This is a genomic window from Pseudoalteromonas sp. S554, from assembly GCF_005930865.1.
Lineage (GTDB): Bacteria > Pseudomonadota > Gammaproteobacteria > Enterobacterales > Alteromonadaceae > Pseudoalteromonas > Pseudoalteromonas marina.
Genome location: NZ_PNDV01000050.1, coordinates 1 through 14,822, shown reverse-complemented (window position 1 = coordinate 14,822; position 14,822 = coordinate 1). Strand labels below are relative to the sequence as shown.

General features: G+C 40.8%; 14 protein-coding genes. 3 read left to right on the top strand and 11 right to left on the bottom strand.

The window, feature by feature from the left end:
* The 11 genes from CWB65_RS12110 to gspC all read right to left on the bottom strand — a co-directional run bounded on the left by CWB65_RS12110 (position 1) and on the right by gspC (position 10,603).
* Positions 1-474, bottom strand: coding sequence for a type II secretion system protein M (locus tag CWB65_RS12110; RefSeq protein ID WP_010558132.1), 474 nt, complete (start codon positions 472-474; stop codon positions 1-3).
* A complete protein-coding gene (gene gspL, locus CWB65_RS12105) occupies positions 471-1,679 on the bottom strand; it encodes a type II secretion system protein GspL (RefSeq protein ID WP_008129637.1) in 1,209 nt (402 codons plus the stop codon). The genes CWB65_RS12110 and gspL overlap by 4 nt, the downstream gene beginning before the upstream one ends.
* Positions 1,676-2,662: a type II secretion system minor pseudopilin GspK gene (gene gspK / locus CWB65_RS12100; protein WP_138740669.1), complete on the bottom strand. Its 987-nt coding sequence runs from the start codon at positions 2,660-2,662 to the stop codon at positions 1,676-1,678. The genes gspL and gspK overlap by 4 nt, the downstream gene beginning before the upstream one ends.
* Positions 2,655-3,269, bottom strand: coding sequence for a type II secretion system minor pseudopilin GspJ (gene gspJ, locus CWB65_RS12095; protein ID WP_006794637.1), 615 nt, complete (start codon positions 3,267-3,269; stop codon positions 2,655-2,657). Before gspJ ends, gspK begins: the two co-directional genes overlap by 8 nt.
* Positions 3,270-3,644: a type II secretion system minor pseudopilin GspI gene (gspI, locus tag CWB65_RS12090; RefSeq protein WP_008129632.1), complete on the bottom strand. Its 375-nt coding sequence runs from the start codon at positions 3,642-3,644 to the stop codon at positions 3,270-3,272.
* Entirely contained in the window at positions 3,644-4,207 is a 564-nt protein-coding gene (locus CWB65_RS12085; RefSeq protein ID WP_008129629.1) for a prepilin-type N-terminal cleavage/methylation domain-containing protein, read from the bottom strand. The genes gspI and CWB65_RS12085 overlap by 1 nt, the downstream gene beginning before the upstream one ends.
* 70 nt (positions 4,208-4,277) lie before the next feature.
* Complete coding sequence (gene gspG, locus CWB65_RS12080) at positions 4,278-4,700, bottom strand: type II secretion system major pseudopilin GspG (RefSeq protein ID WP_006794634.1); 423 nt, start codon at positions 4,698-4,700, stop codon at positions 4,278-4,280.
* Between the two features lie 78 nt (positions 4,701-4,778).
* Complete coding sequence (gspF, locus tag CWB65_RS12075; RefSeq protein ID WP_006794633.1) at positions 4,779-6,014, bottom strand: type II secretion system inner membrane protein GspF; 1,236 nt, start codon at positions 6,012-6,014, stop codon at positions 4,779-4,781.
* A gap of 2 nt (positions 6,015-6,016) precedes the next feature.
* On the bottom strand, positions 6,017-7,582 hold the full coding sequence (gspE, locus tag CWB65_RS12070) for a type II secretion system ATPase GspE (RefSeq protein ID WP_008129625.1): 1,566 nt from the start codon (positions 7,580-7,582) through the stop codon (positions 6,017-6,019).
* Positions 7,575-9,638 (bottom strand): type II secretion system secretin GspD, encoded by a 2,064-nt coding sequence (gene gspD / locus CWB65_RS12065; protein WP_138740668.1) that lies wholly within the window; start codon positions 9,636-9,638, stop codon positions 7,575-7,577. Before gspD ends, gspE begins: the two co-directional genes overlap by 8 nt.
* Before the next feature lie 23 nt (positions 9,639-9,661).
* Positions 9,662-10,603, bottom strand: coding sequence for a type II secretion system protein GspC (gene gspC / locus CWB65_RS12060; protein WP_138740667.1), 942 nt, complete (start codon positions 10,601-10,603; stop codon positions 9,662-9,664).
* 214 nt (positions 10,604-10,817) lie between these two features.
* Between gspC and hslR the strand changes: the two genes are divergently transcribed.
* The 3 genes from hslR to CWB65_RS12045 all read left to right on the top strand — a co-directional run bounded on the left by hslR (position 10,818) and on the right by CWB65_RS12045 (position 13,903).
* On the top strand, positions 10,818-11,240 hold the full coding sequence (hslR, locus tag CWB65_RS12055) for a ribosome-associated heat shock protein Hsp15 (RefSeq protein WP_058430373.1): 423 nt from the start codon (positions 10,818-10,820) through the stop codon (positions 11,238-11,240).
* A gap of 12 nt (positions 11,241-11,252) precedes the next feature.
* Positions 11,253-12,098: an Hsp33 family molecular chaperone HslO gene (gene hslO, locus CWB65_RS12050; protein WP_138740666.1), complete on the top strand. Its 846-nt coding sequence runs from the start codon at positions 11,253-11,255 to the stop codon at positions 12,096-12,098.
* A gap of 266 nt (positions 12,099-12,364) precedes the next feature.
* A complete protein-coding gene (locus CWB65_RS12045) occupies positions 12,365-13,903 on the top strand; it encodes a phosphoenolpyruvate carboxykinase (protein WP_138740665.1) in 1,539 nt (512 codons plus the stop codon).
* The last annotated feature ends 919 nt before the right edge of the window (positions 13,904-14,822 follow it).

The window sequence follows — 14,822 nt, the reverse complement described above, 5'->3', positions numbered from 1 at the left end:
TTAATTCTCTAATACCAAACGGCTTACTCTTACATAACCCGATTTATCGTCGCGACTTAAATCTAAGTTTTCGATTTTTAAACCATGCTGATTCACTAATTCATCGAGCCATTCTACTAGTTTATTAAACTCTACTGAGTCGAGCGTTAAACGCAGCGAACCATCACTAGGCTGCATTTTACTAATATTGATTTGATAGCGACTGCGGGTAGAGTTAACCACTTGGCTTAGATTTTGACTACTCGCAACACGCGTATTACCCGCTGCTTTTAGCTTTACTATGCTTTCGTCAACCCACACGAGCAAAGCCTGTTGCTTAATTTTCGATTGTTCCGCTTTTGTTATGGCGTTATTTAACGGCCTGAATATCCCCATCACAAGAATAAAAATAACAAATATACCACCAGCAACCATAATAAGTTGCTGCTCTTGTTCTTTTAAAGAACGCCAGTATTTTATCGCTTGTGCTTTCATGCAGCACCTCGCAATTTAATCTCACCTACCACAAAATCACCATCGTTATTTAAAGACCCTTGCTCTACCGTTAAGCCTTGCTTTTCGAGTATGGTTTTTACTTTACCAAAGGTTTGAAAGTCTTTAGCACGGGCGCGAATACGTAACTCGTTTCTTCGTTTGTCGTAACGTAATGTTTCTGGTGTGAACTCATTCACTTGTGAAAATACATCAACCAAATTAGTCGTCAGCTCTAAAAAACCGGATTCATCAGAGCCTTCTATTCTATCTAATGCGCCTTTAATCTGATTTTTTATCAAATTAGGATGCACTTTAGATCCGGGGAATGCTGTCTGGTATCGCTCAACTACTTGGTTTTTTACTATATCGACCTGAGAATTAAGCTGTTGCAACTCAATTGCCTTTATAACTAAAGTAGAGCCCAATGCGACGGCTGTAAAAATTGCCGCGCCTTTCCAGTAACCCCACCAGAGCGCGCTTTTCTTTTTAAGCTGGTAAACACCTTGGCGAAGGTTGAATTTAACGTTATTTAATTGCTTAGCAAATAAAGCTAACGGGAGATCGTACTGACTTGTTTGCGCTTGTAAATTCGTCCCCTCTGGGAAGTCTTCCGCTGGGCTAAAGTGTTTAACCTCAGGATTACCTAACGCAGTCAAGTAACCTGACAACCAGCTTAATTCAACCGCACTAATATGCCATGCCCCTTGCTTAAACAGCCACTGCTGATTGAGCTCTATAGCACTAGCCTCTCCCTCACCTACAGAGGGTAACAACAGTGCATCAGGTAATATTTTATAAACAGGCAGCTCATGTTCCACAAACAACGCGAGCCATTGCTCAAACCATTCGCGGTCAGTCATAGCAACCTGAATAGCATGCTGCTCACCAACCATAGTTGCTTCGCCTATAGCTATATACAAATCGTCTACATCGCAGGCTATATCTTCTTCAAGCATGTAAGGGAGTGCTTGCTCTAATTTGCGATTCCACTTTGTGGGTAGTGTTACCGTTTTTAATTGCACTTGATCGCTCGGCAATAAAACAACCACTTCCCTGTTGGCTGCTTTTTCACTTAATTCATTCAAATTGCCTGCGCTTGATAGCTCACCACTGGCTATTATTTCTTGTTCTTGTGGTGAATATACAAGCCAATTTAATCGTTCTTGTTGGGTTTGACCCGTACGGATCAACAATATTTCTGTCACTGTACGCCTCCAAATTTTCGCGCCAGTATCGTTACTTCGCCGTCTTTGGCGTGCAGTAAGGTGGTCATCGAAAAACGCAGATCTACAAAGTTTGCCTGCGTTTGTAATTTAAAATATTCGCTTTTAATACTAAATAAGTCTTTCACTGATTCAGTGTTTGTACCGCCTTGTTGCTGTACTTGTTCAAAAAATTCTTCTAAAGAATCAAAACCTGTTTGTGGCCTTGCAGCAATAACAGCCTCTGCAGCCGACAAACTTAAATTATCCATCAGCGCGCTTAGTAGTAAAGCCTGTTCTGGTGCTATTGTATTAATGTTAATTAAAAGCTGAGTGCTCCCCGGAATAACACACACATAAGGCAGTACTTTTTCCATTACTAGCGGGTTAAAGCCTTTTACCAAGCGAAGTTCCGATGGAGATGCAAATAAACTATTAGCAGTCATATACGGAAATTTACGGGATAAGTACTCTCCCTCTTCAGCACCTGAGCGATAGGTTATGCTATTTTCATCCAGCCAGTCGAACACGCTATCAGCCATTGCTTCTTCCGATTCATCCGCTGGTAAATCTTCTATATTTTCAAGTAAGGCAAACAGTGCTTTGTGTGCAGGGTTTGTTTTATCAGCGCTATTTGTATCGGGTTCATTCGCTATGGCGTTTAAATTTAAACATGATTGCAAGTCAGTAATTGAACCACTTAATGTGCCGTTATCAACTGGGTATGCTGCGTTACCTTGTGTTGCCCATACTTGATCAAGCGTTGTTTTATCTGGGTCATCTTTCTTGCTTTGAATAAGCCCTTTAATAGCTAACTCTTCAGCACCGTAGGCATACCATTTTGCTTGTTGGTGACCTTGTAAATTAGTACTTTTTTGCACTTGCACCATTAAATTAGCACTCATTTCTACGGCTAAAATAGCAGCTAATGCAACAATAAATAACACAATAACCAGCGCTGCTCCGCGCGAAGACTGCCTACCCATTACTTCTACTTCCTTGCCCAGGAACTAAAAATACACGACGAATAGGTTCGGCCTCTATTTGTTGTAAAGTAACCGCAACCGCTTTAGGCAATGCTTTTACTTCCCATTGTTCTTGCCACTTATTGTCACTGTCTAAAAATTCAAACTTAAGCTCTTCGACGTTTTCTAATACCTGCTGTACACGTGGCTCCATATTATCAAGCTGATCAACGTACACGCGATACACACGCTCAAGATTATCATCTATGACCCTATATCCAACAGCCTGCAGCTCTGACCTAGGTAATAAATTTATTGGGTTTATCCAACCGTCTCTTACAAATGCAATGCCGTCATATTGGCTTTCAAGCACATAACGCCCTGCTAATAAATAATATTCTTGTACGTCACCAGACTCGTTTCTAACTGCACGTTTAGTCATTTGGCTAAAGTCTTGGTCCATAAGTCTAAACGTTGTTTGTAAACCATTAAGTTCCGCTATTTTTTCGTCCGATGCGTCTTTTGCTTTAGTTGTGCTGTCTAGTATTTGGTGCGTAGAAATAACAACAAAAGCTAAAATCCCCAAAGCAACCATTACTTCAAGCAATGTAAATCCGCGCTGCTTCACTTACTTTTTACCTTTATTTAAATACGTTGAAAGCTCATAGACTGACTGTTCGTACTTTTCATCGATAAATACATTTATGGTTAATTTAACAAAGCTTTTATCTGCAGTGGGCATAACCTCTTGCTGCCAAAACCATTCAACACCACCCATAACCTCACTACCACGTAAGTTATTTTTACCTTGCCATTGCTCGCCTTTTACCCGTTGTTCAATAATGACATTTTCAGCAACCCATGAGGCATATGTTTGTTCTTCAATTGTTGTTAAGTGATGAATATGCTCGCCTGTGGCTTGCATTGCTGCAATACCCGCCATTGCACAAATACTCAAAGCAACAAGTACTTCTAACAAGGTAAAGCCTTTACTTAATGTCATTACTCTGGCTCTCTTCTTAAATTTACTGGTGCTGTAAATTCACCCTCAATAAAGTAAACAGGGTCACTTTGATCTTTTAGCTCAAGAATTAACTGAAATGCGCTTACTTCGCCCGACGATAAAATAAGTACTTGAGGTATTTTAAGCTTTTTAAGTTCGAGTAAGCTATCTTCTTCACCACCACTCATAAGCTCTCGCCAATTAGACTGTTCAAGTAGATTATCTTGAGCCCATGCAAGGTCTTCTAAGTTGAGGGTAAGCTTTAGGCGTGGCTCCAACTCTATGGGTTTAAATAACTCTTCTCTGTCAAAGGTTACCCATTTTTCCCCATCAAATACCAAGTATTCTAGGGTATTTTTCTCAACGAGTAAGCCAAGCTCGACCTGATTTAAAATTGCAAATTCTGACGCCATATTAATGGTGGTATGCAACCTAAGCGCTTGAGCATCTAACTCATCTTCGGCGCCGCCATCTAAGCTGTATACCACCATTTTTGTTGCAAAAGCGATAACCACTAATACAACTAAAATCTCGATTAAGCTAAAACCCTTTTTCTTGTGCATTAATTGAAGACCTACGTTCATAATAAGTCTTCAAAAAGTACATTTAGTTTAAGCTCAGTAGACTGACTCATTACTGCTTTTCTTCATCCCAGTTACCAATGTCGTCGTCGGTACCGACTTCACCGTCTGGTCCCATAGAGAAAATATCAAATTTACCAATTTCACCTGGGCTTATTAATAAGTATGTATTACCCCATGGATCTTCTGGTAATTCGCTGATAAAGCCGCCATCAGGAAAACGTTTTGGAACAGGCTCAATAGACGTTTTAGTCACTAACGCTTCAAGACCTTGCTCTGTGCTTGGGTAACTTTTATTTTTAAGCTTGTATAAGCTCATAGCATCTTCAAGCTGCTGAATATCTAAATGCGCTTTATCAATAGCGGCCTCTTCTTGTTGGCCCATAATATTTGGCGCAACAATAGACATAATCATCCCGATGATAACCAGTACCACCATTACTTCTAGTAAAGAAAAACCTGATTGTTTGTTCACGTAATTACCTCATTATTCTAAAAACACTAAGCAAAAATGGTTTAGGTAAAACCATTAATATATAAAAACTATTTAAATTTAGAGCCCAACTGCTTTGTTCATTGCCATAATAGGCTGCAAAATGGCCATAACAATAAATAAAACGATAACAGCCATAGAAGCAATCATTGCAGGCTCTAATAACTTAAGCGATACGTTTACCATGCTTTCAAATTCACGGTCTTGGTTATTCGCTGCACGCTCTAGCATTTGCTCTAGCTCACCTGATTTTTCACCACTGGCGATCATATGTAGCATCATCGGCGGGAATAATTTAGTTTGCTGTAAGGCCGCTCTAAGGCTTGCACCTTCGCTTACTCTGTCAGCTGCGTCGGCTACCGACTTCTTGATTTTTTCGTTTACGAGTACATCGCCAGAAATCCGCATTCCTTCAAGTAGTGGTACAGAGCTTGAAGATAAAATACTTAACGTACGAGCAAAGCGAGCGGTATTAATACCACGAGCCACCTTACCAATACCCGGCATATGCAGCACACGGTCGTCCCACCAAAAGCGCACTTGTGGTTTTTTTAATGCGTACTTAATGCCAATCGCAATGCCGGTGATGGCTAGTAGGCTAATAAACCAGTAATTTTGTACAAAATGACTCCCAGCCATTACCCACTCGGTGGTCCAAGGTAATACTTGTTTAGTTTTTTCAAAGGTTTTTAGTATTTTAGGAACAACAGTACCTAATAAAACCGACACTATACCAATGGCAAAAATAACTAGAATAGTTGGGTAAACCATAGCCTGTGTTATTTGACTACGCATATGCTGACGCTGCTCGGTGTAATCGGCTAAGCGATTAAGTACTTGGTCAAGATGCCCTGACTTTTCACCCGCAGCCACCATTGAACGATATAAGTCGTCAAACACATGGGGAAACTCACTCATACCATCAGCAAGGGTATAGCCTTCAACAACTTTTGAACGAACCGACATTAACATACGTTTTAAACGTGGTTTTTCACACTGCTCAGCCACCGCCATAACCGCGCCCTCAACTGGTAATGCTGACTGAATTAACGTTGCTAACTGGCGTGTGATGAGCGCAAGTTCAGATGTAGAAATACTTGGTTTAAAAAGGCTACCAAATAAAGGCGCTTTCTCACCCTTTACCTGTTTATCACTCTGAGCCGCAGGCACAACCTCTAAAGGGGTTAAGCTTTTATCGCGCAGAAGCTGACGAACTTGTTTGGCGGTATCGGCCTCTAAAATACCTTTTTTTTCTTTGCCGCGGCCATCTAATGCCCGATATTCAAACGCAGCCATTATTAGCCTTCCTCACGGGTAACACGCAGCACTTCTTCAAGCGTGGTTTTTCCTGCAAGCACACGGCTGCAACCATCTTGGCGAATACTTGGGCTATGAGTGCGAATGTATTTTTCTACACTTTGCTCGCCTTTACCGTTGTGGATCATTTCTCGTATTGTTTCATCTACAACAAGTAACTCGTGTATACCAGTACGACCTTTGTAACCATTAAAGTTACATTCTTCACAGCCTATTGCACGGTAAATCGTTGGCTTGCTCTCAAATGGTACACCTAAAAGCTGACATTCACGTTCGTCTGCCACATGCCCTTCTTTACAGCTGTTACACAACGTACGCACTAAGCGCTGAGATAAAACACCTAATAGCGATGAAGAAAGCAAAAACGGTTCAACGCCCATGTCTTCCATTCGAGTAATAGCACCAGACGCCGTATTTGTATGCAGTGTAGACATAACTAAGTGACCAGTAAGTGATGCTTGAACCCCTATTTGGGCAGTTTCAAGATCACGTATTTCACCCACCATTACAACATCGGGATCTTGACGTAAAATAGCACGCAACCCTCTTGCAAACGTCATATCTACTTTTGTATTTACTTGCGTTTGACCAATACCTGGGATCTCGTACTCAATAGGATCTTCTACAGTCAGAATATTACGATCGCGAGAATTTATTTGGCTCATACCTGCATACAAGGTGGTACTTTTACCAGAACCCGTTGGTCCTGTTACCAAAATAATCCCGTGCGGCTTACTAATTAAGTCAGCAAACAACTCACGGTTTTTTGGAGTCATACCTAAATCTTCTAGGTTTAGGCGAGCATTGTTCTTATCAAGTAAACGTAATACTACTCGCTCACCAAAGCTCGACGGCATGGTTGATACACGCACATCTACTGCACGTCCTGCAATACGCAAGCTAATACGACCATCTTGCGGAATACGCTTTTCAGCTATATCGAGTTTTGCCATTACCTTAATACGCGATACAAGCAATGAGGCAAGTTTACGATTTGGTTTTAGTACTTCTTTTAAAACCCCATCAACCCTGAAACGAATCACAAGCTCTTGCTCGAACGTTTCAATATGAATATCTGACGCCCCCTCTTTAATGGCCTCGCTAAGCATGGCATTAATGAGTTTTATAATGGGCGCATCGTCATCACCAGCTAATAAATCTTCAGTTTGCGGGAGCTCATCAGCTAAAGAAAACAGATCAACTTCGTTGCCAATATCTTCCATCATTTGCTGCGTTTCAGAGCTATCACGTTGGTAAGATGACTCTAGTAACAATTCAAACTTGTCATCATCAAGCTGCTCTAATTTAAAGCCATGACCTGCGATTCGGCGCACTTCAAGTAATACATCTAAATCAAGCTCACCACGAAAGTACACGGTAGTTTGGCCTTGATATTCACTGAGTAAAACACCTGCACGTCGCGCGTACGAAAATGGTAAACGTTTTGCTGGTAACTCAACGAGTACGTCATCAGCTAAGGGCTCATCTGAACTATGCGTATTAGGATGAACCACGTCTTGGTTTATCTCTTGTATCGCATTAGTCATCTTTACGCTCTTGTGCATTTTGTTTACGTAAGTGCTCTTCATAAGTTGGCGGAAGTACTAGCTCATCATTCCACTCTGGCAATACAGGGGTATCGGTCATTGGCATTAAATCAATACCATCTTCTTGCTGCTTAGTTTGCTCACCACGAATAAAGTTATACTTGTTAAAACTTAACTTATTCATGCTCACCCCATCACGGATGATCGTTGGGCGGATAAATACAATTAAGTTACGCTTACGGCGAGTCGTGTTTGTTGACCTAAATAGGTGCCCTAAAACAGGAATATCACCTAATAATGGGACTTTAGACACACTTTCTTGAACGTCTTCGTCTATTAAGCCACCTAAAACAACCATACCGCCATCATCGGCGATAACCGTTGTCTTAATAGCGCGTTTGTTCACTGAAATATCAACCGCAGTTGCACCACTTACACTCGATACCTCTTGCTCAATGGTGAGCTGTACCGCTGAGCCATCGTTAATTTGTGGCGTTACAATAAGTTTAATACCCACTTCTTGACGCTCAACCGTTTGAAATGGGTTGCTATTGTTAGTGCCTGTTTGAGATCCGGTAATAATAGGTACTTCTTGACCCACTAAAATAGAGGCTTCTTCGTTATCCATAGTGGTAATTGAAGGCGTTGCCAAAATATTTGAGTTAGTGTCGGTTGCTACAGCCTGAATAATTGCGCCCCAGTCATTTTTTATAACGCCCAGAGCTAAGCCATTAATACCACTAAGTAATGATGCAAGCGGCCCGTAGTCACCTTCTGTCGTTTCTGTGTAAGGTGTAACCGTGCCAGACTCTGTACCAATAATTGTTTTAGTTACTGTTTGATCTGCAGCTTGTTCTGCTGCAACAGCTAACGACCCAACAGGTACTGTTGTACCGTTATTAAACTGCAGCATGCCGCCTTGCTCTGAAATCCACTGCAAGCCTAAGTTAACGCCATCACCTTCCATCACTTCAATAATAATTGCTTCAACTAATACTTGTGCGCGACGAATATCTAATCGTTCAATAACTGATTCTAATGAACGCATAGTATCTGGCTGTGCAGTAATTATTAGTGAGTTTGACTCTGGGTGTGCCTCAATGCTGGTTTCGCTGTTACTACGCGAACGCGTTTTAGTTGCACTACCTTGAGCTTCCTCGGTTAACGTTTTACTTACACCCTGAAGAACCTTAACTAAGTCTTCCGATTTGGCATAGTTTAAATAAAACACCTTAGTGTTGCCTTGGCTTTCAAGCTCACCATCAAGGCGCTTAATCAATTCAATTGCACGTGTGCGGGCTTGCCCTTCACCACTTACAATTACGCTATTGGTACGGCCGTCGGCTACGACTTTAGGAATCAAAAATTCTGGTACGCTTCCTTTGCCACTATCTTTATAAATATTTTCTACTACAGAAACAACATCATCAGCCGTTGCGTATTTAAGCTTTACAATATCAACACGCTTATCACCGGCTTGGTCAACTGAGCGGATAATTTCCACTAAGCGGTTTACTGATGCAGCATGGCCAGTCAACATCATTACGTTTGCAGCATTAAAGTTAGCAACATGGCCACCATCTTTTTGATCGCTAAATTGACGAACTAATGGTCCTAGTTCTTGCACGCTTACATTTTTTACGCGCACTACACGGGTGATCATCATATCGCCCGATGCAGAACTGTTTTCAGTAATTAGTGGCACATTCGATTTTTTAGCGTCAGAACTTTTTTCTACTTTAATAATGCCATTATCCATTTCAACAGCTGAGTAGCCGTAAACTTCTAATACATTTAAAAAGAATTGATAGTAAAGATCTTCATCCATTAACTCATAGCTACGTACATTTACTTTGCCACGCACGTTGGGATCTATAATCACCGTTTTATTAAGGTTTTTACCAACAATATTAATAAACTCGTTGATATCAGTGCCCTTAAAATTTGCTGCATATTCAACTGCAGAAACAGACAAAGAAATACTTGCCGCCAAAAAAAGTGCTGCGTACTTAGCTAACCCTTTTTTAATTTTTGTGAGGTGTAGCACCTGAACCATTATGTTAAAACTCCAAAGCTAAGTTATTGCAGGCTAAATTGCACATCTATTTGCTCTCCATCACGCTCAATAGTGATAGTAGCATCGGTGCTATTACGCAGCTCATTAATGGCTGACATGGCCTGTTTTAAATCCGTTAGTTGATAGCCGTTAATAGAAACAGCTAAATCGTTGTTTTTTAATCCCATTTTCTTAAATAGTGCGGGTTCTTTTCCCGGACTTAAGCGATAACCAATGAGTTCGCCTTCACTCATTGCTTGAGATACACGTATGTAATCAAAAAGCTTACCGGGTTCTTCTAATAATTCTTCACGTGTTTCTATAATGGCTTCTTTTACTTCTGGGTCTGCAGTCGCATTTATTAGTTCTTCACTTTCTTCTAATCGCTGCGGCCCCATTTCTTGCTCATCTTTTGCAGCGAGCACCGGCATAGAGACTGTTTTGGTAAAATCGAGTCCATCAAGCATAAGCGTCTCAAAACGGGCATTTACACTTAAAATGACACGGTCAGGAAGTATTTGCGCTACTTTTGCACGCGTTCCAGATACGACTTCATCGACAAGGTAGCTAACCTGCTTGCCCTGTGACTCAATAATTGCAACGCCTGCTTTATCATCATTACTTACAGCTACTATGCCTGTTAAGTTAATACTTAAACGTGTTTCAGGGGCATCATTAATAATTTGTGATTGTTTTGCAGTATTAGCGCTGTTTGTTACCGTTTTTTTACCAAACAAAAACTGCTCAACAATGCGTTGTGCCGAATTATTACTTGTTCCCGATGACTGTGTGGCAAACTGAGTAGGACTAAGTAAAGATACCTGAGGTTGAGGCCATAAAAGCCAAACCAATTTTGATAATAAAAATGCAAGGTAAACAACAACTAATAGCGTGACTAACGCACTTAATTTAGCATGCGGTAATCGAGTTAAAATGTGTTTTAGCTGTTGGATTTGCTGTTCCATAAATAGTGTTCTTTTTTTAATTTACTGCGTAAGCGCGTCCCCATAGTACCCTTTCATTTTTCATTCAACAAGCACACTAATATTAAACTTTGTAAACAGAATGAATAACTTCTATTTACTTGAACAAAAAACAAACGCCCACTGTAATACCTTCATCCTAGATAGATTTCGTGGTAAATTTTAGATAACAAATTACTGCAGGTACAAATACGTTATGAGTAAAAAAAGCAATAGTAATAAAGACTCTGACCTCGTAGATAACTTAAAAGTTCGATTAGATAAATGGTTATGGGCAGCACGTTTTTATAAAACACGTGCGATAGCAAGGGAAATGGTACAAGGCGGTAAAGTGCATTATAATGGACAGCGAACAAAGGCGAGTAAAATAGTCGAAGTTGGTGCGATAGTGAAACTCGCTCAAGGTGTAGATGAAAAAATCGTAACCATAACGAAAGTGCTTGAAAAACGACAAAGCGCCCCCATTGCTCAGACCTTGTACCAAGAATCTGATGCTAGTATCGCCAAACGCGAAGAAAACAGCATCGCACGTAAAAATAATAGCTTTTTTGCTCCTCATCCGGATAAAAAACCCGATAAAAAGCAAAGACGCGAACTTTTAAAAATGAAATCAAGTTAGGTATAGCCGCTCATGCAACAAGATTTACTTCACCGTTATTTATTCAACGAACTAGATGTTCGTGGCGAACTCGTTCAAATTGAGAGTGCCTACAATGAAATGATTGCAAACCATAATTACCCAGCACCTGTAAAAGCATTACTAGGTGAGCTATTGGTCGCTACTTGCTTACTGACAGCTACATTAAAATTTGAAGGTGAAATAGCCGTGCAACTGCAAGGTGACGGACCCGTTAAATATGCAGTAATAAATGGTGATGATAAGCAAAATATGCGTGGTATTGCTCGTCTACAAAATGAAGTGACAGGCAGTACTGTCAAAGAACTAATCGGTAATGGCTATATGGTTATTACTATTACGCCAGATAAAGGTGAGCGCTACCAAGGTATAGTCCCTCTAGAGCATGACACTCTAAGTGAGTGTATTGAAAGTTACTTTGAGCAATCAGAGCAGTTAAAAACTCGTTTATGGTTTGCAACCAATACAACCGCAGGCAGTGCAAAGGCATGTGGTTTATTTTTACAGGTACTGCCTGTTGATAAACAGAAGTCAATTGAAGACTTCACCCACCTAGAAGCACTCAGCAATACGATAAAAGATGAAGAGCTATTAAATCTTGATGCAAATACAATCTTAACTCGTTTGTACCATGAAGATAATCCACGTGTTTTTGAACCACAAAGCATACGTTTCAAATGTGGCTGTAGTCGCGACAAAACAATCACCGCATTAGTTAATGTAGGACAACAAGAACTACTCGATGATGTAGCAGAAAACGGCAGTGTTAATATCAACTGTCATTACTGCTTAAAAGAATATACGTTTAATGAGCAAGACATTAAGAGTATTTTCAACTAAAAACTCCATCTCAGCTCATCTTCCTATATAAAGCCGCAAAATATGCGGTTTTATATTATAAAAAGATGATACCGGTGTCATGAAAAGTAACATTTAATGACACCGGTATCATTGAAATTATTCATGTTTTTTTGCAAATATATATGTTTTTAGAGGCTTTACAGGCTCGAATATCTCAAAACCTTCTGTTACTATCATTACAGCTAAAGGGCACTATTTACCCAGAGCTATCCCGTTCAAACTCTCACACATAGTTAGGTATAAACATGATTACAAGCGCTACACGTTTTGTCGATTTAACCGCAGCTGAACTTGTCGAGCATGCGATCCGCCGTGGCGAAGGAACTCTAGCCGCAAATGGTGCTTTCGTAGCCATTACAGGAAAACGAACTGGTCGTTCACCTCGAGATCGTTTTATTGTACAAGAAGCTTCAACACAAAATGAAATTCAATGGGGCAATGTAAACCGTCCTTTTGATGCTGACAAATTTGATGCTTTGTGGGCACGCGTAGAAGCACATGTGCAAAGTAATGACCACTTCACCTCTCACCTAGAAGTTGGCGCAGACCCAGAGCATTATTTACCTGTAGTTGTTACAACAGAAACTGCATGGCATCATATTTTTGCCAAAAACATGTTTATTGAACCTAAAAACTATAACGCTTCAAACTTACCGCAATGGCAAGTGATGAACGTACCTTCGTTTGTATGTGAGCCAGAGCGTGATGGTACTAACAGCGATGGCACCGTAATCATTAACTTCGCACAACGTAAAGTATTGCTTGCGGGTATGCGCTACGCCGGTGAAATGAAAAAATCGATGTTCTCAGTTCAAAACTTCTTATTACCAGCTAAAGGTGTATTACCAATGCACTGTTCGGCTAACGTTGGTGAAGCTGGCGACACAGCATTATTCTTCGGTTTATCTGGTACTGGTAAAACAACGTTATCAGCTGACCCAACTCGCTTCCTAATCGGTGATGACGAACATGGCTGGGCACCTGGTAGTGTATTTAACATCGAAGGCGGCTGTTACGCAAAATGTATCGACCTTTCACAAAAGAATGAGCCTGTTATTTGGGATGCAATCCGCTTTGGTACTATCTTAGAAAATGTTGTGCTTGATGATAGAGGTGTGCCAGATTTTAACGATACAAGTCTGACCCAAAATAGCAGAGCTGCTTACCCATTAGAACATGTTGAAAAGCGTAAAGTAGAAAACCGCGCAGGTGAGCCTAAAGCTGTTGTATTCTTAACATGTGATGTAAGTGGCGTATTACCTCCTGTATCTGTACTGAGTGAAGAAGCCGCTGCGTACCACTTCCTAAGCGGATATACTGCTAAAGTAGGTTCAACCGAAATTGGTTCAACAAGCGATATAGAATCTACATTCTCAACCTGTTTTGGCGCACCGTTCTTCCCACGTCCTGCAGGTGTTTATGCTGAGCTTCTAATGAAACGTGTACGTGAGTTTGGCGCTAAAGTTTACCTAGTGAATACTGGCTGGACTGGCGGTCCTTACGGTATCGGCAAGCGTTTTGATATACCAACTACACGTGCTGTAATTGACGCTATAGTGTCAGGTAAATTAGCCGGTGTTGAAACTCAACATATTGATGCATTGAACTTAAACGTACCAGTTGCAGTACCAGGTGTTGATAGCAACCTTCTTAACCCTATTAACACGTGGGAAGATAAGGCTAAATATAATGAATATGCAGCTAAATTGGCTGCTGACTTTACAGAAAACTTTGCTAAATACGACGTATCTGACGATATTAAAAATGCAGGCCCTAAAGCTTAAAAACAACCTTTAGCCTCATAATTAAAACGCCAACCTTGAGTTGGCGTTTTTGATTCTAATTTTTACCCCTGCAACTAAGTTTCTTTAATAAATAACCGAATACATAAGATAGAACACTCCAACACCACAAGCCAAACTGTTAAAGGTTTACAGTCATATAAAAAGTCTACTCTTTCGAGTCGGACTTTCTTTCATTTAGAGTAGGATAACGGCTTTATATCAGTGGCGCTGTACCCTGCGCTAAAGAGCCAAAGAGCCAAAGAGCTAATTCTGCGTCATCATCTGGTAATGTACTAGATAACTAAAACACTCTTCACAAAGAGGCGCTTCGCTTAAGAGACGCTGCGCTTTAGAGAAGGAAATATTGAATGTCACTTTTCTGCAGACGTAAAAAAGCCCGACTATTTCTAGTCGGGCTTTCTACAATTTGAAGTCGGTGCGCTACGCAGTAGAATGTCATGGTGCCCTCAGCGGTAGAGAGTCACAGTGAAATGTTATCTAACATAGGCCAGTGTATTGAATAACCAAAACACTGTTCACAAAGAGGCGATTCACTTAAGAGACGCTACGCTTTAGAGAAGGGAATGCTGAAGATTACTTTTTTACGTCTGCAAAGAAGCCCGACTATTGCTAGTCGGGCTTTCTTGTATTTGAAGCCTGGTAATGTCGTGGTGCCCACAGCAGTGGAGAGTCACATAGCAAATGGAATACTATCTTTGCGTCGGGACGGCCTTCCGCGGGGCTCGCCTTCGCGCTGTTCTGTTTGAGTATTGAGTTCGAAATGGGCTCTTGGCTATTTATTAAACCCCAGACAGCAAAAAACCCGTCACATTGCTGTAACGGGTTTCTCTTATTTGAAGCCTGGTAATGTCCTACTTTCACATAGCAAATGCTACACTATCATCGGCGCTGTTTTGTT